A 21,882-nucleotide genomic window follows, 5' to 3' on the forward strand; every position below is an offset into this window, starting at 1 on the left:
AAAGAGAATGGAAAGAATAATTAGCACCGTCGATACAATGGTTATTGAGAACGAAGAGGGTGAGCAATTCATTCTGGAAGTGGATGCCCCGTTTCTCCATGATAACGAAAGGTATATTTCAGCTAAATCCCCAGAGTATTGTCTGTTTGAAGTGGTGGACCTACAGAACATCATCTCCATGGACCAGACTAAAGTACTCGCTAATAATTTCTTTTCCTCATGCCCCTACAAATACCAATTTGGTCAAAACCGAAAATATAAAGTTGTTGGATTGACATACAATACAAGAGATGAGGGTGGTCGTGTAAGTACAAAATTTTCAATCGCGAATGGAGATAAGCACAGAGATATGGTTAGTCTTATTTTCACAAGTCCAGATGGCGTTAAAAGAATATAGTGAATGGTTTGTTTTTAAAGTGGTTGATATGCGATAACAATAGTGTTGATGATGCTGAAGCTCTCTTATTGTAGAGAGCTTTTGCTATAGGTAGACGGATATGTCAAACCAACTGAACTTCTTTAAACCTAAGGAATGAGTCATACTCTGGGAGATTTTCTAGTGCATCAATACCAATGAAAAGAATAACAAAAAGAAAAATTATAATACCATGCAAATATTTAGTATTGCAATACTAAATATTTGCATGGTATTATTTAGGTGTAAGTTCCTAATGCTAGAGGGTGATAAATTGATAGAATCGTTCTGGAATATTTGTTTACTTCATGATATTAGCTCCCGGGATCAATTGCTTCGGGAAGCTGTAAGAGTCACACACACTAGAAATGTATTAGAACAACAGAAAGTAGCTAATCACACGCTTTTAGAACCGGAAGTATTGTTTCGCTGGATGAAGGAGCATGTCGGCGAGAGAGAACTTGGACATTTCCCAGGGGATCAGTATTTATTTTATAAACTGTATCAAGCTGGTTGGAATATCGACTTGTTGGAATATGCCCTGCAGACCTTACAGCAAGATCGTGTTACGGGAGGAATCATCGTCCATTCTGGTATCATGGATAGGTTTGTAACTATGTGTGATCATCATCATTACCAATCCCTTCTCATTACGGAGACAGAGAAATATATTCGAGGGCTAGTGGATAAACAGTGTTTCAAGCAGTCGTTCAGGTTAACGCTGCTGACAGAAAACTATATTTTCGCAAAACTTCTGAAGGTATACTTTGAACCTTATCCTAACGTCAATGTCATTCAAGGATCTATATATCATCCGTTGCCGCTAAATGAAAAATTCGAGGCCATATTAGCCATTCCGAATTTCGGAATGAAAATGGACGAAGATGACGAAGTGACGATTCGGGACTCCGAGGGCGTAGCAGTTAATCATCTAATACCGCTCTTACAAGACGGCGGAAGGATTAGTGTAACTTTCCCCGCACGGATGATGTTTCAATCGGGGAGTATCGTAACTTGGCGTAAGCAAACGAATGAACTGATCCCCGTCTGTAATATTAATTTGCTACCAGATGGGTTGTTTCGTCCCTTTACTTCCATTAAGACCTATCAAGTCGAATTTGGAAATTTGCCAGCAAAAGAAGTGCATTTAGGCCGATTACAGCTCCAAAAGATGGCGCTAGTTAGTGAGCGGGAAATTACCATTCATGCCGAGCAGTTTCTACAGCTGGAGAACTGGCGAATCGACATGATGCTGGAAGAAGATCACGACTTGTTACACGTGTTCCAGCAAGCCGCCGTTCCTAAGGTGAAACTTAGGGATGTCGCAGAGATTTTTCGGGGAAAGTCCATTTTGAAGCAAAATTTAAAATCAGGAAGCATTAGAGTACTTAACATCTCCAATTTGGATGACAGCGAAGTCATTCTTGATGAACTAGAAACGATTGATGAGGAAGAGCGCAAGGTTAGACGCTACGAAATCCTCTCGGATGATCTTGTAATGACCTGCCGGGGAACAGTGAACAAAATGGCAGTATTTCCGGGGTCTGAAGGGATCGTCATCGCCTCTGCAAATATTATCGTTATTCGTTTTAAATCAACAATCCTAAGTCAGTATGCAAAGATATTTCTCGAGAGTCCTGTGGGATCTACGCTGATTAAAGGACTTCAACGCGGGACAACCGTCATGAATTTGAATCCCGCAGATGTGGCCGAAATTGAAATCCCTCTTCTCACAAAGGAGAAACAGATAGATCGGATTAATAAATATAATGAAGAGAAACAGCGATACAAAACAATTGTCCAAGAGGCAACAACCCGTTGGGAGCAAGTGAAAAATCAACTTTACGGTGAACTATACTGAGGAGGACCAAGAAAACATGGCAACAGCTAATATAGGATTTGAAGAAAAATTATGGAGCATGGCGGATAAGCTGCGCGGGAGTATGGATTCCGCAGAATATAAGCATGTCGCGCTTGGCTTACTGTTCCTGAAATATGTATCCGATGCATTTGAAGAGAAATTCGAGGCACTAAAAAATGAACCCTATGCAGATCCAGAAGATCGGGATGAATACATAGCGGCAAATATCTTCTGGGTTCCAAAGGATGCGCGTTGGAGCAACATTAAGATTAATGCCAAAAAGCCAGAAATCGGACAAATTATCGATCAAGCGATGATCGACATCGAGAAGGAAAATCCATCGCTTAAAGGTGTATTGCCAAAGGATTATGCAAGACCGGCACTCGATAAAACACGGCTTGGTGAAGTCATCGACTTGTTTTCGTTCAAAGTTGGGGATGAAGAAAGTCGTTCTAAGGATGTACTCGGCAGGGTGTACGAATATTTCTTGAGTAAATTTGCAAGCGCAGAAGGTAAGAACGGCGGCGAGTTTTACACCCCGAATAGCGTTGTTCAGCTACTGGTAGCGATGATTGAACCATTCAAAGGCCGTGTCTATGATCCGTGCTGTGGCTCGGGCGGGATGTTCGTGCAAAGTGAGAAATTTGTAGAGGAGCACCAGGGTAAACTTGGGGATATTGCGGTATATGGTCAAGAGTCTAATCCGACCACTTGGAAATTGTGTAAGATGAACTTAGCCATCCGCGGACTCGACAGCAACTTAGGTGAGCATCATGCAGATACGTTTCATAATGACCTGCACAAAAACCTAAAGGCGGATTACATTTTAGCCAATCCCCCTTTCAATATTAGTGACTGGGGTGGCGCTAGACTGATAGACGACGCTCGTTGGGCCTATGGAATTCCACCTGCTGGAAATGCCAATTATGCTTGGATTCAGCACATGGTAAATAAACTTGCTCCAAGTGGTGTGGCTGGTTTCGTGCTCGCCAATGGTTCGATGTCTACGAGTACCACAGCAGAACTTGAGATTCGAAGTAAGCTGGCCAATGAGGATTTGGTGGATTGCATCGTATCTTTGCCGGGCCAATTGTTCTATTCGACGCAAATCCCAGTTTGTTTGTGGTTTATGGCCAAGAATAAATCTCCTAAGGGGTTACGCGACCGCCGCGGCGAAATCTTGTTTATCGATGCTCGTAAAATGGGACAGATGGCTGATAGAACTCATAAAGAGCTAAATACTGAGGATATTAAAACAATTTCTGATACGTATCATGCTTGGCGCGGACAGCTTGATGCGGGAGAATACGAGGACGTTAAAGGTTTCTGCAAAGCGACGAAACTTTCAGAAGTCCAAGAACACGAATATATTTTAACACCTGGTCGGTATGTTGGAATTGAAGATATAGAGGAAGACAGTGAGCCGTTTGAAGATAAGATGGTTCGTCTGACTACAGAATTAGCAGAGCAATTCACTAAATCCCGTCACTTGGAAGATGAAATTCGTAAGCAGCTTGGGGGGATTGGGTTTGAGTTTTGAAAATCATTTGGAAAGAAGTTCGGGAAGTACTCAATGGGTAAATTGCACTTTAGGAGAACAAATAACTTTACAACGTGGTGTTGATATTACCAAGAAGGTTATGAGAAATGGAAGTATTCCAGTCATTTCTTCAGGTGGGATATCAGGATATCATGATACATATCATGCAAAAGGGCCCGGCGTAGTTATTGGTCGCAAGGGTACATTGGGAACAGTTTACTTTGTAAAAGAGGACTACTGGCCACATGATACATCGTTATGGGTCAAGGACTTCAAAGGAAACAATCCGAAATTTGTTTATTATTTTCTGAAAACACTTGATCTAAAAAGATATGACGTTGGTTCGGCTAATCCAACTCTTAATAGAAACCATGTTCATCCAATTAGTGTTAATTGGCCTGTTCTAAAAGTGCAACGAGAAATTGTTGGTATTTTAGAAGCCCTCGATGAAAAAATTGAAATCAACAACGCCATCAACAAAAACCTTGAAGAAGTGGCACAGGCTATTTTTAAGCGTTGGTTTGTAGATTTTGAGTTTCCGAATGAAAATGGAGAGCCATACAAGACTAGCGGCGGTGAGTTTGAGGAAAGTGAACTAGGGTCGCTTCCTAAAGGGTGGAAGTTTGGTCTCCTTTCCGAACTGGGTGAAATTGCTGGTGGATCTACTCCTTCAAAGAATAATGATGAATATTATACAAACCAAGGTATTCCTTGGATAACTCCAAAAGACCTTTCAATTAACAAGAATAAGTATATCTCACGGGGACAAATTGACATAACAAAAAAAGGTTTTAAAAACTCAAGTACTAGGCTATTACCTAAGGGGACTGTTTTGTTTAGTTCCAGAGCACCTATTGGATACATGGCAATTTCTAAAAATGAAGTAACAACTAATCAGGGTTTTAAATCAATAATTCCATCGAAACATGTAGGATCAGAATTTATCTATTATTTATTAAAGTACAATACAGACAATATTGAAAGTAGAGCGTCTGGTTCTACATTTAAAGAAATTTCTGGTGGAGAGATGAAACGAGTGCCAGTACTTATTCCCTCACTGGATACGATCGCTCATTTTAATAATATAATACAATCAAGCGGGTCTTTGATTGAGAAATGTGAGAGGGAAAATGAGTCTCTTGTTTTAATTAGAGATACCGTCCTCCCCAAACTCATGTCTGGTGAAATTCGGGTATCTGTGGAGCAAGAATATGCACAGGTTGTTGATCTGCCAATGGTTGCAGAAAGCAGTGAAAAATATAGTACCCATTAACTAATCAAGGGAGGTGCATCTTATGGCCCTATACACCACATCCTACACCGAGAGCGACTTGGAGCAAGCTACACTAGAGTGGTTCGAAGAGTTGAATTATAACAGAGCTTACGGTCCGGAAATCTCACCTGAAGGTGAATATCCGGAAAGGCTGCTCTATCAGGATGTGATTCTGAAAGATCGCCTTCGAGAGGCTCTGATCAGAATCAACAAGCGACTGCCAAGGGAAGCGATCGAGGAAGCGATTCGTATTATTGAAGTTCCTCGCAGCCCAAGCCTGATAATCAATAATAAGGCCTTTCAGAAAATGATTACCGATGGTATTGACGTACAGTACCGGGCGACTAACGGAGACTATCCAACGGAGAAAGTTTGGCTATTCGATACTCATCCTGACCGAATAGATAATAACGACTTTCTGGTCGTTAATCAATTCACAGTAATTGAGAATCAAAAGGATAAGCGGCCGGATGTGGTGGTTTTTGTGAATGGCCTTCCGATCGCAGTCTTGGAGCTGAAGAGCGCCTCCAATGAAGAAGTGGGAATTAGTGATGCATACAACCAGGTACAGACATACAAAAAGGCAATCTCATCTCTTTTTACATATAATTCGTTTTTGGTCATCAGTGATGGTGTTAATGCTCGTGTAGGAAGCTTGACGGCAGATGAAGAACGGTTCATGATGTGGCGGACAATCGACGGGGAAGATGTGGCCCCCTCCACTCTCCCTCAACTAGAAGTGTTGATCAAAGGTATGTTCGAGAAAAGCAGGCTGCTTGATATTATCAAGCATTTTGTATTGTTTCAGACGGATGGGGAACAGCTCTTCAAAATATTAGCCGGTTATCACCAGTACCATGCAACTAACAAGGCGATAGCGTGTACTGAGAGAGCGACGATGGAGGAAGGGGACCGAAAAATCGGTGTCATCTGGCACACGCAAGGCTCCGGCAAAAGCCTATCCATGGTCTTTTACGCCGGAAGGCTAGTCCTGACCATGGATAATCCGACGATTGTTGTCGTAACAGATCGAAATGATCTAGACGATCAACTGTACGCTACGTTCAGTAAGTCGAAAGATTTACTGCGTCAAACCCCGCAACATGCCGAAAACCGTACACATTTACAAGAGTTGTTATCGGTAGAGTCAGGTGGAATTATTTTTACAACGGTCCATAAATTTTCACCTGAAGAAGGGGAATCGAAATACCCAGTACTCACCAACCGCCGTAATGTTATTGTTATCGCGGATGAAGCTCATCGTAGTCAATATGGATTTCAAGCTGAGATGGTTACAGGAGATGATTCGGCAAACATTAAGTACGGATATGCCAAATACATGCGCGATGCATTGCCAAACGCCTCCTATATTGGCTATACAGGTACACCTGTTGAGTTGACCGATAAGAATACCCCTGCTGTCTTCGGTGATTATATTGATATCTATGATATGACGCGAGCAGTGGAAGATGGAACAACCGTCAAGATCTACTATGAAAGTCGAATTGCCCGGTTGGAATTATCTGATACTGAACGACCTATTATCGATAATGAATATGAAGAAATTACGGAGTATCAAGAATATACACAGCAAGAAAAGCTGAAGTCCAAGTGGGCGCGGTTAGAGGCGTTAGCTGGCTCGGAGAAACGGATCAAACAAGTCGCCAAAGACATGGTCAATCACTACGAGCAACGGCAAGGTGGCATGTATGGTAAAGCGATGATCGTTGTTATGTCGCGCCGTATTGCCATCGATTTGTATAAAGAAATTATCGCGCTTCGACCGGACTGGCACAGTGATGACGACAACGAGGGTAAAATCAAAATCGTTATGACAGGAACCTCCAGTGATCCAGCAGATTGGCAGCCTTATATTGGAACGAAACGCCGTAGAGAACATTTGGCAAAGCGGATGAAAGATTTAAAAGATCCTCTTGAGATTGTAATTGTCCGCGACATGTGGTTAACGGGATTCGACGTCCCTAGTATGAACACCATGTACATTGATAAGCCCATGAAGGGACATAACCTTATGCAGGCCATTGCACGTGTAAACCGTGTATTCCGAGACAAGCCAGGCGGTCTAATCGTGGACTATATCGGCATCGCGGATATGTTGAAATCAGCACTTCAACGGTACACGGAAAATGATCGCAAGACTGCGGGTATCGATACGGATCAGGCGGTTGACTTCATGCTTGAGAGATTACAACTTATCAGAGAACTTTTGCATGGACACGGCTATACTAGATTCGCTTCAGAAAAAGCCTCTGAGCGGATGAAGGCCATCGTTGAAACCGTCGACTATGTACTGGGACTCGGAGATCAAGGAAAACGTGATTTTGTGAACTGGACAACGGAGTTGGCAAAAGCATATGCTCTATGTGCAACTACTGAAGCTGCAGAGCAAGTGAACTTGGAGATTAGTTTCTTCAAGGCTGTCAAATCAGGAATCGTCAAAATTATCACGACAGAAAATAAGAAGAAAACGACGAATGAACTAGATGCTGAATTAAATCAGCTGATCTCCAAGTCGATAATGTCCGACGAAGTCGTTGATATTATGGAGGCAGTCGGATTGCAAAAGCCGGACATCTCGATATTGTCCAATGAATTCTTGGAGAATGTACGGGGGATGAAGCAAAAAAACCTTGCGGTAGAGTTATTGAGAAGGCTGCTTCAGGGTAAGGTGAAGGCCGTTTCAAGAGTCAGCATTATTCAGTCGAAGAAGTTCTCTGAGATGCTAGAAGAAGCTGTGCGTAAATACAACAATCGTACCATCGAGACAACGCAGGTCATTGAAGAGTTGATCCAAATGGCTAAAGAGATGAACGCTGCCGTAAAGCGCGGTGAAGATCTTGGACTCATTAAAGAGGAAGTAGCCTTCTACGATGCCTTGTCCTCAAACGAAACAGCCAAAGAATTAATGGGCGATCTCGTTCTAAAGCAAATTGCTCATGAATTAACCCAGGCCATAAAAAGCAATATCAAGGTGGATTGGACGCTTAGAGAGAATGTCCGAGCCCAAATGCGGATTACCGTCAAACGATTACTTAAGAAATACGGTTACCCGCCGGATCTTGAGAAGATGGCTATAGACCTCATCATTCAGCAAGCAGAATTGATGGCTCAGGCAGAGACAGAGGATTTTAAATACTAACAGACATCAGGCGTAGCTAAATGAAGTTTTATTTAGTTACGCCTTTTAACTTTATTAGAAATGGGAGATGATTCGGTTGAGAGCTTTTATAGTTGATCCATCCATTACATTAAGCGGAGATAATAAAGCGCATGAATTTTATCAGTTCTGTCTAAATGAGTTATCAAAGCATGCCGATACAAAGCCAATCCAAAATGAAATGATACTACATCAATCGATGGCTCAACCAACAGATAAAGATATTATTATTTTTTTTAATCGTGAGGATAACGATTATTCTACAACGTTTGTGACATTCCTTAATGAGGCAGTTCACGCCAATACAAAATTCTATCCAATATCGATGACTTCTGCTCATCGTGTACCACCTAAATGTATACCTGATCCCCAAAGTTTTGATGTTAAGGATGCTCTTGAACGAAGAAAACTAACTAATTTGCAACTAGAGACCATCGCAATTGCTGTAGCTAGAGATGCTATTTCAATCTTACAACCTACGTTAACAAGGAGAAACATGGCTCTCTTTTTAAGTCACCGTAGATCCGATGGTGAAGCAATTGCAGGCGGATTTTATGATGCATTATGTTTAAGGGCTCAAAATCGTTTTCGAGATTTAAGTGATATTCTTGTTGGGGAGCAAGCCCAAGAAGTTATTGAAAGTAATCTTCGTAAGAGTGATGCTGTAATTTTTCTGGACACGCCTCAAAGCGGTGAATCTCCTTGGATTGAGTTAGAACTCGAAATGGCATTATCAATGAATTTGCCCATTGTTTGGGTCAAACTCGGTGATGAGACCAATCGAGTAGATCTTAGAATAAAACCAGCTGATTCTCCCCATTTTTTGGATTCTACAATAGATTTAGGCTTGCGACAAGTTGATGAAAATCTAGTTGATTCTGTTATCCATAAAGCATTTGAAATTTCACGTGACAAAGCCATGGCCATCTTTGGAAATTTGCAAAGGATGCGTGAGTTGGATCGAGAGGGGAAAATAACTCTTGAAATCATAAGTGAGCAATCCTACATGTATCAGGTCAATATACCCAGAAAAGGATTTCGCTATATACAACGACCGATGACGCATCTTGTTAGCTTCTATGGAAGAATACCCAAAGATGATGATCGGGTTATATTTAACAATACCATTCTGGAACAGGGATATTCCAAGCACCCTCGTCTAGGTCATGTTTATGATGCTGCAATAATGCTTGCTCCGATGGCATCACAAAACAATCAGGATTTAGTTGATGATCCTCACTTTGTTGATTCTTGTGATGAGTATATATCAAGCTTAGAACTTTACTCTAGAGGTCAACTACCATCATTCAATCAAAAAAAAGGAGTAATTGTATCTGGAGCATTTCCAGATTGTGAACCTGAATACCAACAGACTTTGTGGAACGCACTCTATGCCATTATACAAGTAATTCTTGACAGGAATGGCACAGTTATTTTTGGAGCCCATCCAACCTTCCAACAAGTTATTTTTGATATTGCGAAGTTAAGAAGGGCTAATGATTTTACTCAAGCAAATCATATGTTTATCTCGAAACACTTTGTTACGCAGGCAACTATAGATGAGGTATCTTCTCATTCAACGGTAACAGGTGTAGATCATGTGGAACATGATCGTGGAAAGAGCCTAACAGCGATGAGGAAAGCAATGGTTAGTCATGAAAATGCGGCATGTATGATCGTATTAGGGGGTAAAACTCAAAGGCCGGGTATTCCACCAGGTGTTGATGAGGAAATTGAGTTAGCAAGATCTCGAGATCTTCCAGTATTTCTAATTGGATCAGTCGGGGGAAGAGCAGCAGAAATTGCATCAGGATTTCAAAACTCTGGATGGCAGAGCAAGCCCAATCATTTATCTGTAGAGTTTAATCAAGAGTTAATGGTTAGCCCCGATTATGCTTTGCTCACAAATAAATTGCTTGATGCCTTAGGTATCTAATTCAATCCATAAACATTTTATAGGAGTGATGAAGTTGGGAAGAAAAATTTTTATCTCATATAAATATTCGGATAGCAGTGTTTATCCTCTCAACGGTAACTATTCTACGACCGTAAGACATTACGTAGATGAATTGCAAAGTAAGCTAAAAGAAGAAGATCACATTAACAAAGGTGAGGCTGATGGTGAGGATCTTAGTGATTTTAAGGAAGATACGATATGGACAAGCTTGAAGGACAAGATTTTTGATAGCAGCATAACCCTTGTGTTTATTTCAAAAAATATGAAGTCGGTTATTACTAGCGAAGAAGACCAGTGGATACCGTGGGAGATTTCATATTCACTGAAAGAGCTTACGAGAAACGGCAAAGCAAGCGGGACTAATGCATTACTGGCGGTTGTTTTACCAGACCAATTCAACAGCTATGAGTATTTCATTCAGGATAATACGTGTCCCTATTGTAATTGCAGGACACTGAAAACCAATACCTTATTTACAATATTAAGAGAAAATATGTTTAATATTAAGTCACCAACTTACAACGATTGTAGCAATCATAGTGAAGGTAACAAAATATACACAGGAGAGTACTCGTACATTCGTTCTGTTAAGTGGTCTGATTTTATTGATAATATCGATGGATATCTTCAAATGGCATATAACATTAACGGAAATAAAGACCAATATAACATCCGAAAAGGTGTTTAAAATATACTCGTAAATAGGGGAATCGCAAGTATGCCTGGTATAGCCCAAAGGAAGTATGTTGGTGAAACAATGCGAATCAATAAGAATTTAAGTCAAATATTGAGACGTTTATCTGATGTGTTACCTTATAACTACAGTGCTGAAACACTCTTGAAATTATTTCAAGATCTGTATCCTAGAGAGTGGGAGGAATTAGATCAACGTTATCATCAATATAAAAAGAAAGATGCATTTTTAGCAAAGAACGGTAAGAAGATCAGATACAAGCCCGTTCCCCCGAGAGAACACTTTCTTAATTTGCCTAAAGTCAAACACATGCTATCTAAGGGTGCGATTGCCAAGCACAAGGCTAACTTTGATAAGAGTGGTTACCAACAAAGGCTCGATAATTATAAAGCCAAGAGGCAAATTGCTATTCAAAGTAGGAATAAAAAGATTGCTAAAGCTAATGAACTTATTCAAAACGTTGAACCACTTTATATTGATGCATTTATTGCTGCTTATCACAATAGAGGCATAAGTATAGATGGAAAGCTTGAAATATTTAAAGAACTTCAGAAATTCAAATCAAGAAAAGTTATTGAGTTTTTTTATAAACTTAATGATAGTGAACGGAATAACCAAATTAGGGATATGGCGTTTAAGTACTTACAATCGACAGGAAGCTACGCTAAATTAAGAAAACATTATAAAGGAAAGAAAAAAGAATATATGACAGAGAGAAGTCAGTTTTACATGACTCCTCTCGATTTATTAAACAGAATTGAAAGTAACAATGTGCAAAACAAAAAAGTATATGATGTATTTATTTCACATAGTTACAAAGACTCAGAAATAATAAAGAAGATAATGAAAGCCTTCAATAAGCATTCTATTAATGTATACTGTGACTGGACAAGTGACAATGATTTCTTGAAAAGAGAGCTAATAAGTGAATATACAAAAGCAGTGTTGCAAAAAAGATTAGAGCAATCCAGAAACCTGGTATTTGTTAAAACAAAGAACTCCATTGAGTCCGAATGGGTTAATTTTGAGTTAGACTATTTTAGTAGTCTAGGAAAACCAATACTTTGTATCAATCTTTTAGGTGAAGAAGACATGTTATTTACAGGACTTGATTATAGTGCCGAGCATGAAACTGTTCAATGGATTCGGAGTGATTGACATTAAAATTAATGAGTATGAAAAAGGCTTAGTTTGGAATGAGAATGATGAATTTATTAATCAAGGATGGAGAGAACTAAAAGAGAAAATAAAGAACACTCACGGCGGAATAGGCATCATAGCAGCTGATTTTGATGAGTTGTTGAGGTTTTGGGAATTACATCAATTTTCGCAACCAGAACGCAGACGAGCTCATTTTGCAAAAATAGTTGAGAATGCTAAATCAGATGAGGATATTGAATTATTAACCGAAATATTGTCAATTATTTTAATTAAACCATGGAAAACAAATTTGCAAGCAGGTTGGTTCATATACTACCTAAGAAAAGGAAAAGATCTTGAGTTACTTGATGTCGAACGTGCCTGTAGAGTTCTTAATGAGTTATGGGATATTCATAAAGAAGCTGCGAAAGTGCTTATGTTTACACTAAATGATTTTGTTTGGGAAGACAATAGAGTGAATGAGTTATTGGAAGAAACAAAGTTATTGCGTAAAGAACTTAGACATATAGTAAATCCAGCTAAGGTATTCATCTCCTATTCGAGAATTGATAAGAATATTGCATTACAATTGTGTAGGCGACTTAAAGATTATGCATTAGAAGTATGGATCGATACAGAAGATATTCTCCCTGGTGAGGATTGGAAGATAAAAATACGACAGACACTTGAAGAGTCAGAATTTGTTATTGTATGTTTTTCTGAACAGTCGATTATTCAAGCGGGCTATTTTCAAGAAGAATTAAAAATAATAAGTGAACTAATGCATTCAAGAAGCCAAGGCTCTTTATTTTGTATTCCTATTTCTTTAGACCAATTCGATAGAGCGATTACACCCAAAGGATTTGATGAAAAGCATATGATAGACTTGGATGAAGATATGGATAATTGTATAACGAGAATCAATAAAACCATTGTTAAATATAGACATTCACCGGGTATTGCTATAGAAAACTAAGTCTAATACTTTATTTATTTTCTTTGGACAAGCGGCGCATTTGGATTATTTCCTACCACCATGGAAATCAGACACGATTTTGATAAGATAAAAGTGGCACTTGAAACTGAAAAAAGCTATAGCAGTAGCTACACAAGCGATATTTGGATTGATGAAGGCAACCGTAAATATCTCTGTTACACTTATTGGATAATTTCAGAGGTTTCGCAGTGATGTGCGTTATCGTATCGTTATTGACGTATCTACTTTTGTGTAATCTATAAAAGATAGTAGCCCCGTTGTAAGGGGCTACTATCTTTCGTTTTTTCGATAATCTCCTAAATTCCCCTTTTATCATACATGAGGATTAGGCAATAGTAGCTTAAAGGTAACTTGAATAACGGCAAACGTGTTTCTTCTATTACAATAGTGATTACTGTTCCTTATCTTCATACTCCCTAACGAGCTTATAAAAGGTCGTTTTTTTAACTCCTATTTCACGCATAGCATCTACAGCTGTTATCTCTCCTGATTTCCACCGAACATATACCTGCTCAAACCCTACAGGGAGATTAGCCTTGGGTCGGCCAAAAACCACTCCATTTTGAAGAGCTAAATCAATCCCTTCACGCTGCCGTTTTCGAATCCGATCTCGTTCCTCCTCTGCCATCCAGGAAAGTATCTGCAAAACTAAATCGGCAATAAAGGTACCCAGGCTATCTTTAAACTGGGTAGTATCCAGTAAGGGCATATCCATAACCACGATATCTGCCTGGATATTTTTCGTGATATCATTCCACTCCTGAAGGATCTCTTCCTTATTTCGCCCAAAACGATCTAAGGAATGAATATATAGAACATCTCCTTTACGGAGCATGCGTTTTAATAATGGATAGTTCACTCGATTAAAATCTTTTCCACTTTGCTTATCCATGAAAATATCTCGTTCATGAATTCCTTGCTCTTTCATGGCCTCAAATTGGCGTCCTTCATTCTGATCTTTTGTACTGACCCGTATGTACCCAAATTTACGAACGTCCATATACCGCACTCCTTTTTTGTAGGACATGCTTATATTCTATCAAAAGCGTTCGTAAATGTATATATTATTAATAGAACGTTTGTTAAATGAATTATCACTATTGCGAACGTAAATTAAAGTTCTATTTCCTTGATTTTATATCGTTCGCAAAAGTGTACTTTTATGAACGTCATTAAAAGAGTACGTCCCCGATTAGGTTGGTCGGGTATCATTTGAACAGTATCTTGCTCATTGTTCCGAGGGCAACGGTATATTATAAACACTTAGGGGGAAACAACTATAATACAATCACTATGAAATAAGATGTGAAAGAAATAACATTATATAAGAAGTAACGCATTACGGAAGTGTCTTGTGAAAAAGATCGGGAATTAGTGGCGATAAAAAGAAATATCAAGATGGATTGGGATTCGTAAGCATATACAAGCCTAGATGCAGATTAGTGTCAAAAGATTATTGAAGAAATTAGGGTATCCGTTGGATTTTGAGAAAGTGGCTATAAATCTTGTCATTCAGCAAGTGGGATTTATGGCTCCGGAAGAGATGGGATAATAATAATTTATATAAAAGAAAACATTGTCTGTGAGAGATAGTATGACTAGTAATAGTCCAAATGAAAAAGGTGTTATTAAGCAATTTTACAAGATTGTATTAGATCCATCGGAATGAACCGTCTCATAAGTAAGGCGAAATTTTTTGAGTAAGACTAGTGCAAGTAAAAATGTTATCCTTGATAGTAAAGCATTGATATAATTAGTATTCAAAGTGAAGAATAATATGATTTGGAACATTTGGAAAGGATGATTACCTTCTAAGATAGGCGCCTGCGTACATTGAATTGAAAAAAGAATGAGTCCTTAATTAAATGATATAAAATTTTTAAGATGTGGGGGAATTTTATTGTCTATTATTCGGTTGACAATTACTAATTGTAAATCAATTGATTATATTGAATTAAATCTTCTTAATAACGTAAATTGTTTTATTGGAACGAATAACGTTGGCAAATCAAATATAATGAAAATTCTGCATTTTTTTTATTTGAATTTAACTACTAAACATCATGATTTGGACATGTTTAACAAAAATAATCCATATAATGATGAATTAGAAATAAGTGTTGAATATGACTTTACTGAGATAAATGAGAAAAAAGAAACTGCTCAGACCCGCACAATTTTTTCGAATCTGATAGAGCCGACAAATGAATTATTTGAAAGAATTGATGAATACATAAAAAAATACACGATTGAGAACAGGGTGGTTTTATCATTAAAATATAACAAGAATGGAACTTTGGTTTGGAGTAATGATGACTATGAGTTCCGCTCATTTTTAGCAGTTAGATTTCCAATATTTTTTCTTGAATCACGTAGTATTGATCTACTTAAGTGGGACTCTTTGTGGGAGTTAATAGGAACAATTGCACCTTTTAGACAGAGAGTTGATATTAATGAGAGAATACAAGGTATATTTGTTGATGAAGACCCAATCACAAATAATTACCAGGGCGTACTTACTAGCATACTAAAAATATTTAATACTAATGGTATACGTCTACAGAAAAGTACAGTTTATCAGAAAATAAGCCAAATAGTTAAATTGCAACTAGGTGGTTCGGAATTTAGTTATGATTCACATCCATTGAGTACCGGGTCAAATGGAATGAATTCATTTACATATATGAAGATTTATGTAGATCTTATTTTAATTCTTTTTGAAGATAAATATTTTTCATCAGCTTTAATAATGATTGATGAACCAGAGTTGCATCTTCATCTAAAGAAAATCGAAGATTTTGTTAAAAGTATAAAAGAAAACAAAGGATACGAAACAACAAAGTGGATTTTTTCCACTCATTCACCTACTTTCGCAAAAAATATAATAATAGAAAACCATAATTACAATATTTTTCATATTACCAACAATCAATTTTATAACAGTACAACTATAACTAAAATCAATGGTTTCAAGCAAAAAAAATACAAGTTAATATCAGATAATGAAGCTAATATGTTTTTTTCAGAGGCCTGTTTGTTTGTTGAAGGTGATACTGAATTGGAACTATTTAAGAACAATAGACTTGTAGAAATATTCCCGAGTATCTTAAGGTATGATATATATTCCTTTGAAGGAAAAAATGATAAGCTGCAGTTAGTGAATCCAAATGATAGAAAGTCTAAGATTAAGTATTTAGTACTGTTAGATATGGATAAAATACTAAGTTATGTTACAAAAAAAAATAAATTTAGTATATCGGGAAGTTCTTATGTTAATGCATTGAAAAATGATGATATACAAAAGCAGGAACAATATATGTATAAAGATAAATTCAAAAATTCATTTAAATTAAGAAAAGAGATTAAAAACATAATAAAAAACTCTACCTTTACTATTGACTCTTCAGGATTATGTTTAGAAGAAGAAAATGAACGAATAGATTTGATTGAAATGATACAGAGATACTTTTGTCAATATAACTTATTCCCTCTTCAAACCACTATCGAAGGAGCGATTATTACAAAAGAAAATCATCATTTAATATATCAATGGTTAAACACCTTTATAACTAAGAAGGACTTATTAAAAAAGTTATATTCTGGATTAAATACTGATGTTCAAAAAACAAACTTATTAAAGGTTTTGTTATTTGGTAAAACAGATTGGTTAAATACTGAAAGTGATTCTGAAGATCAGAATGTTATCTTCTATAAAATACTGGAAAAAATTAAAGTGATCCGAAAAAGTTTAAAGACATCAAGTGCTATAATCGATGGAAAAACAAGCGGATGGATATCAATATTTTTAGAATGGGTATATATAAATAAAATAAATCCTACAGGAAAAAATGATAAATATAAAATGAGGCATGAATTCCAAACACTTTTCCCTGAATTAGGAAAAGTACTTGTTTACTTAGAGGATTTGGTGTAAAATTTTATTGTTTAGGGGAAGTAGTAAATTCGAAACAATCATATTTATTATGGTTTTTCGCCATGAAGAAAAGAAAGTTTATTCTTTTTTTTATCGAAAGAACTGACAATTCTTTGGGACGTTTCATCTAATGGTAGAAAGAAAAATCCATGGTATTAAGCTTGCTAAAGATCGCGCGAATATTCATCGCACTCGTATTATCGGCCGGAATAAAAGTCGAGGTTCTGGGATGTACTTTCCCCTAAACAGCATTTAAGGAGAGCACTATGAGGATTGAAAGTATAGAAAGTTTTGAAAGAAAGATTCTCAGAGGAAGCCTGTTGGATTTTCTCACTTCGTTAACGGATGCGGAAATTTCCAATGCATACTACAGCAAAGAAATTGATAAGAAAAAAGGGAAAAAAAGGATTTTGAATTGTATTCTAAATGATCATTTATTATATAAATTTCAAAAACAGTTAAAAAACAACTTTTTTGATTTCATACCATTATCTAATTCCGCATATGGCTATGTTAAACAAAAATCATATGTTGATTATTTAAATGTTCATAGAGGTAAAAATTACTTTATTAAGTTTGATATTAAAAATTTTTTTAGCAATATTAAATTGTCAAAATTAAAAAAAGTATTAGAGCATTATATTGCTGATATAAATATCAGTGAGAGCGTTAAATTAATAGATTTTATAATGAAAACTGTATCATTAGCTGGGGAAATTCCACAAGGAGCGGTTACTTCACCGGTATTGTCGAATATCTACTTTCGATCCTTAGATATTAGAATAAATAGATATTGTAAGAAATTTAATATTACATATTCTCGCTATGTGGATGATCTTCTGTTTTCATCGAATGATTTATTCATTCATAAAGAGATATTTGCTAATGGAATAAGCAAAATACTTAGATCTGCTGGATTAACTTTGAACTCACAAAAATTGATAAAGACTAAAAAGGAAATTTCATTAAATGGTTTTGTGATTGGGAATGAGCTCCGATTGTCAAGAAAGAAAACGCAATATTTATCATCAATTATCTATTGTTATCAAAGAGCTAGGAAGAAAAACCTTACCGAATTTACCAAAGAAATTCATAGGCATTTTCAAAATACTAATCAAACAAAAATTGATTACGTATGGCTTCATAATTATCTAGCAGGTTACAGATCATTTCTTCTTGGAATTCTTCCTTTTGATAGTATAGGAGTGTTACCTGAGAAATTATCCAAAGAAAATTCAAAACTATTATCTAAAATTAACATAATCGAGCAAATTCTAGTTATCACAGCAGATGCAATAGTTTAATGTAATAGATAATTTATATATATTTGATTCGAACTTTCTTTTATTATAATATTTTTATGTAGAGAGCATTCAAAATGAGTGTTCTCTTTTATTTTTGCATGTAGATGTAAAAAGATGTTTCCATGATTTTATCATAAATAATGATACGACGAAATTTTTTGAGCGCCTAACTCTTGTTGCTAGGACTAAACAGTCATGCGTTATCATATTTAGAACTTCATAAATTAACGATAACGATAATATTCTTAAGCATAAAGGGGGAGACAAGAAATTAGTGTCGAATCCATAATATACAAAATATACCAATAAAGTGTGTATATTGATGTATTTTATGGAAACCGTGCCGAATATTATTGAGAACAAAAAACTTAGAGAGCCACAAATTGAAGCGTATATTAAGATAAAAGAATACTGAGTCACTTATTTTGGATAGAGAGTATTAAAGTTCAGTTATCTAAAACTTGCGTAAATGCGTGTAAAGGAGATCGGAACTATTGTATAAATCAGTAATTAGAGAGGGAAAATTTATTGTTCTTCTAGCTGATGGAGTGTTTGAATTTCAATTAATGGAATTACCTACAGAAGAACTTGCTGATAAAGTAGCATTTGAACTCCAAACAGCTTGGGATGAAGGTGAATCATGGGGGGCTTATCAAGTGCGCAATGAACTTGATAGTGAAAGTTCCGCTAAAGAAACTAGTAAAGCATTTAATAAAATAAAGGCTATGAGTCAAGCAGAGCGAGAAGATTATTACAAAAAAATGCAACGGCGACATGAAAGAGTTCAAAAAGTTAAGCAAGCAAGAAGGTGGCAGGGTGTGTTAAGTTGGAAAAACCATTGGAATTAATCAGTAAATTAACACTCTACTCCTTCATTGTTAAAATTACAAATGTAATTTGCATTGAATAGCTACGGTATGAAGAGTGGCTTCTTTGAGAAACGAAATGCGGAAGGCTGCACGAAAGAAAACACTACTAAAAGAACCCTTCGCTTCATTGAGTCCGGCATACAAGGTTTGTTTCGTGGATTTGCCCAGGAGAGCAAAGGTAGATGATGGAACGGTGCGATAGCGATGGAATCATCTACCCTTCGCGGTGGTTGAGTTGTCTTAATCCTATTTCGCCTTCTTTGTTTCGACCTCGTCCGTAGTCGATTGTTATATAGTCCATAATGCCATTAAACAGCAGTGTGTTCGCCAGTGATGCAATAACCTTTCGACGTTTATCGGAAAAAGTGGTAGCTTCGAACCATAAACCACGGACATGTATCCCCTCCGCATGTACTCAACGGCATCTTTGTACCGGTATTTTTTATCTCCGACAAATAACAGTTGAACAATCATATGCTCATGCGGACCTACAATATTATTAGCTACATGTGTTACTTCTTGTATGATCCGTTTATAGAGCAAGTGATTGGCATGACATGTCTCTTTGGTAATAAGCACGTTGGTCGGCAGATTGGACACTGGATCTGGCGTTTGATGGCTTCTTCTACCCAGGCATGTCGTATTCAATTAGGCCGTTTTCTGTCTTCCCTTCAGAACAAATTTATAGCTGTCTACTAAACCTTTGATCGTACGATAGATGTTCAGCAACCAAATTTTTTTCGTATGTCTTCAGTATCTGCATTCTCAATGGGATATTTCCACGAGATCATCTTTGGGGTTGTAGTCGTTCTCCGGTGCAGGTAATAACTCAATCATTGGGCGCAACTTCTCTCTGCACTTGTCATGCGTATTTGATATTAATGTAGAGCATTTATAATGTTAAATTACTACGGATATATGAAACTAACATCACTACTTAACGTATTTCTGATTAAAAAATACAGGGAGTGGTACGATTTGGAACAAAAAACAGGGTTGACTATTCTCCAAACAATTAGAGACTTACAGTTGTTTTATAAGGAGAATCTTTCGAATTACAAATTAATGGGAGATCGTAAAATCAGACTCAAAGCGGTTATAGCTTTGATCATAATGTTGATAGGCTTCACTATATTCGTTAGTTCAAATTTAAACAATTCTGCTTCTTTATTTCTAATTAGTTTTATTTTGATGAGCACTGCATCTCTATTATTTATTAACGTTCTAAAATCATCAAGAAGGTATCTTTTCAATACTTTGACTGATTATCAGACCTTAATAAAGAACAATTTATCTTCTTTTGAAGAAGATATCTTACTTGCTTATAGGACTGATGAATTTGAAAAAGAGCTAAAAAATAAACATATAAGTCCTGAATATGTTCAAACAATAATAGACTATCTCGGTACAAGAAGTGAAAATATTAAAACCAAGAAATGGTTTCCTGTGTCTGTTGGTGCCGTGGTATTTTTTCCTCTCTGGTCAGAATTTGTAGGAATACAATTAGGTAAAGATCTTTCCAATGCTATAGGAATCACATTTATCGGGTTGATTATTACTTTTTTAGTGATCGGGACTAATGATATTCTAAAATTTTTCCTCTGGTCAGAAGCTCTACAATATGATCACCTAACTAGAATTTTGAAAATCGTATTAACATCAGAATCATTCAGAACTCCGTCTGAAAATGCAAGTTAACTCGGAAGAGTTACTTGTTGAATCTGGATGTATATCTTTCGATATTCCGAAGGCATCTCTTACACGACGCATAAATTCTTCAAATCTAATTCAACAGATTTTTTCACATTCATAGTACTGATCCTCTCCTTTAGGGAGCCGACACAGTTCAGGGATGATGGCCTATGGCAAAGCGACAAACCCAAATCCACTCAGTATCTTCGAGAGCCTTTTCACTTTCAGCGCTCTCGAGGCTGTCATAACATACGAGTGTACTTCATCAGTGTAGTGGTAGTGATTTGACATGCTGCTTGGCTTCTTCCTTAGTCAAGAACATCGTATTCTCTTGGATAAAGTGTTCTTTCTTCTCTGGGTGAAGGCTAGCGCCGTCGTCATAAACTCCTGAATCCACTCAAAGGAACTGTCCTGACAACCAATCTTCTGGAATGCCACTAGCGCTTTGGCTGAATGCTCCTCTTGTTAAAAAATAAATGATCTCGTATACACTATCCATTGATAATCGCCAACTGTCCAGAACCTGCGGGACCCCTTTTCTGATTTTTCTGTGGTTCTAGAAATGGGGGATTCCTGTGAATAAGCGAGCATTCACAAGAAAACGATATTGAATCGAGAGCAGTTTAATAAAGCATCGGTGGTATTCTCCCTAGCTACCGATTTCTATAATTCATTCCATCATAGATGGAAGTGACTTGATTTCATAGATGTCTATTAACGTAAAATAAATTTTACCGTATTCTACTCCAGAATCCCCTCGATTTTTTGTAGTCAAAGTGTAGCCAAACGGATAAAACAGGGCTAATTTCTGCTAATACAGTTCAATACAGGTTAACACTTTTAATTCTAAAAACCCTTATATAGCAAGGCTTTTCAGCATTTAATAATTTACCTTAACACAAGCTAAAATGTACTAAACAGGGGTTCGACTCCCCTCGGCTCCATATGGAGTAAAGTAAAAGACACCTTTAGGGGTGTCTTTTTTACGTTATCGTGCTGAAATGATTTAATCGTGACCGAAGATGCTC

Annotated in this window: 15 protein-coding genes; 13 read left to right on the forward strand and 2 right to left on the reverse strand. The window is 37.0% G+C overall.

Annotation, left to right across the window (positions count from 1 at the left end):
* The first annotated feature begins 7 nt into the window (after nt 1-7).
* The 9 genes from MHI51_RS01035 (at nt 8) to MHI51_RS01075 (ending at nt 13,034) form a co-directional block, all read left to right on the forward strand.
* Nucleotides 8-397: a hypothetical protein gene (locus tag MHI51_RS01035; protein ID WP_076218498.1), complete on the forward strand. Its 390-nt coding sequence runs from the start codon at nt 8-10 to the stop codon at nt 395-397.
* A 274-nt stretch (nt 398-671) separates the two neighbouring features.
* Complete coding sequence (locus MHI51_RS01040; protein WP_081398184.1) at nt 672-2,276, forward strand: restriction endonuclease subunit S; 1,605 nt, start codon at nt 672-674, stop codon at nt 2,274-2,276.
* A 16-nt stretch (nt 2,277-2,292) separates the two neighbouring features.
* Nucleotides 2,293-3,816 (forward strand): class I SAM-dependent DNA methyltransferase, encoded by a 1,524-nt coding sequence (locus MHI51_RS01045; protein WP_076218497.1) that lies wholly within the window; start codon nt 2,293-2,295, stop codon nt 3,814-3,816.
* Nucleotides 3,806-5,089, forward strand: coding sequence for a restriction endonuclease subunit S (locus tag MHI51_RS01050; RefSeq protein WP_076218496.1), 1,284 nt, complete (start codon nt 3,806-3,808; stop codon nt 5,087-5,089). Before MHI51_RS01045 ends, MHI51_RS01050 begins: the two co-directional genes overlap by 11 nt.
* A 22-nt stretch (nt 5,090-5,111) precedes the next feature.
* Entirely contained in the window at nt 5,112-8,249 is a 3,138-nt protein-coding gene (locus MHI51_RS01055) for a type I restriction endonuclease subunit R (RefSeq protein WP_076218495.1), read from the forward strand.
* A gap of 76 nt (nt 8,250-8,325) precedes the next feature.
* Nucleotides 8,326-10,203, forward strand: a complete 1,878-nt coding sequence (locus MHI51_RS01060) for a TIR domain-containing protein (RefSeq protein WP_076218494.1) — start codon at nt 8,326-8,328, stop codon at nt 10,201-10,203.
* Between the two features lie 28 nt (nt 10,204-10,231).
* Nucleotides 10,232-10,912 (forward strand): TIR domain-containing protein, encoded by a 681-nt coding sequence (locus MHI51_RS01065; RefSeq protein ID WP_256721840.1) that lies wholly within the window; start codon nt 10,232-10,234, stop codon nt 10,910-10,912.
* Between the two features lie 30 nt (nt 10,913-10,942).
* Nucleotides 10,943-12,076, forward strand: coding sequence for a toll/interleukin-1 receptor domain-containing protein (locus tag MHI51_RS01070; protein ID WP_081398181.1), 1,134 nt, complete (start codon nt 10,943-10,945; stop codon nt 12,074-12,076).
* Complete coding sequence (locus MHI51_RS01075; RefSeq protein ID WP_179087466.1) at nt 12,069-13,034, forward strand: toll/interleukin-1 receptor domain-containing protein; 966 nt, start codon at nt 12,069-12,071, stop codon at nt 13,032-13,034. Before MHI51_RS01070 ends, MHI51_RS01075 begins: the two co-directional genes overlap by 8 nt.
* Before the next feature lie 412 nt (nt 13,035-13,446).
* Here the strand turns inward: MHI51_RS01075 and MHI51_RS01080 are convergent, their stop codons facing one another.
* The gene (locus MHI51_RS01080) at nt 13,447-14,055 is read right to left on the reverse strand and encodes a recombinase family protein (RefSeq protein ID WP_076218491.1); all 609 of its coding nucleotides are present in this window, start codon (nt 14,053-14,055) and stop codon (nt 13,447-13,449) included.
* 900 nt (nt 14,056-14,955) lie between these two features.
* Between MHI51_RS01080 and MHI51_RS01085 the strand changes: the two genes are divergently transcribed.
* From MHI51_RS01085 to MHI51_RS01095, 3 genes are all read left to right on the forward strand, one after another.
* Nucleotides 14,956-16,989: a retron Eco8 family effector endonuclease gene (locus MHI51_RS01085; RefSeq protein ID WP_405173489.1), complete on the forward strand. Its 2,034-nt coding sequence runs from the start codon at nt 14,956-14,958 to the stop codon at nt 16,987-16,989.
* Between the two features lie 266 nt (nt 16,990-17,255).
* Nucleotides 17,256-18,293 (forward strand): reverse transcriptase family protein, encoded by a 1,038-nt coding sequence (locus tag MHI51_RS01090; protein WP_405173490.1) that lies wholly within the window; start codon nt 17,256-17,258, stop codon nt 18,291-18,293.
* Between the two features lie 494 nt (nt 18,294-18,787).
* Complete coding sequence (locus MHI51_RS01095) at nt 18,788-19,141, forward strand: hypothetical protein (protein WP_076220693.1); 354 nt, start codon at nt 18,788-18,790, stop codon at nt 19,139-19,141.
* A 309-nt stretch (nt 19,142-19,450) separates the two neighbouring features.
* On the opposite strand, the gene MHI51_RS01100 is transcribed toward MHI51_RS01095, so the two are convergent.
* Nucleotides 19,451-19,810, reverse strand: a complete 360-nt coding sequence (locus tag MHI51_RS01100; protein ID WP_144024838.1) for a hypothetical protein — start codon at nt 19,808-19,810, stop codon at nt 19,451-19,453.
* A 330-nt stretch (nt 19,811-20,140) separates the two neighbouring features.
* On the opposite strand from MHI51_RS01100, the gene MHI51_RS01105 reads away from it, so the two are divergent.
* The gene (locus MHI51_RS01105) at nt 20,141-20,860 is read left to right on the forward strand and encodes a hypothetical protein (protein ID WP_144024837.1); all 720 of its coding nucleotides are present in this window, start codon (nt 20,141-20,143) and stop codon (nt 20,858-20,860) included.
* Nucleotides 20,861-21,882: the final 1,022 nt, after the last annotated feature.

The sequence above is a fragment of the Paenibacillus sp. FSL H8-0260 genome (assembly GCF_045040625.1).
GTDB lineage: Bacteria > Bacillota > Bacilli > Paenibacillales > Paenibacillaceae > Paenibacillus_AQ > Paenibacillus_AQ odorifer.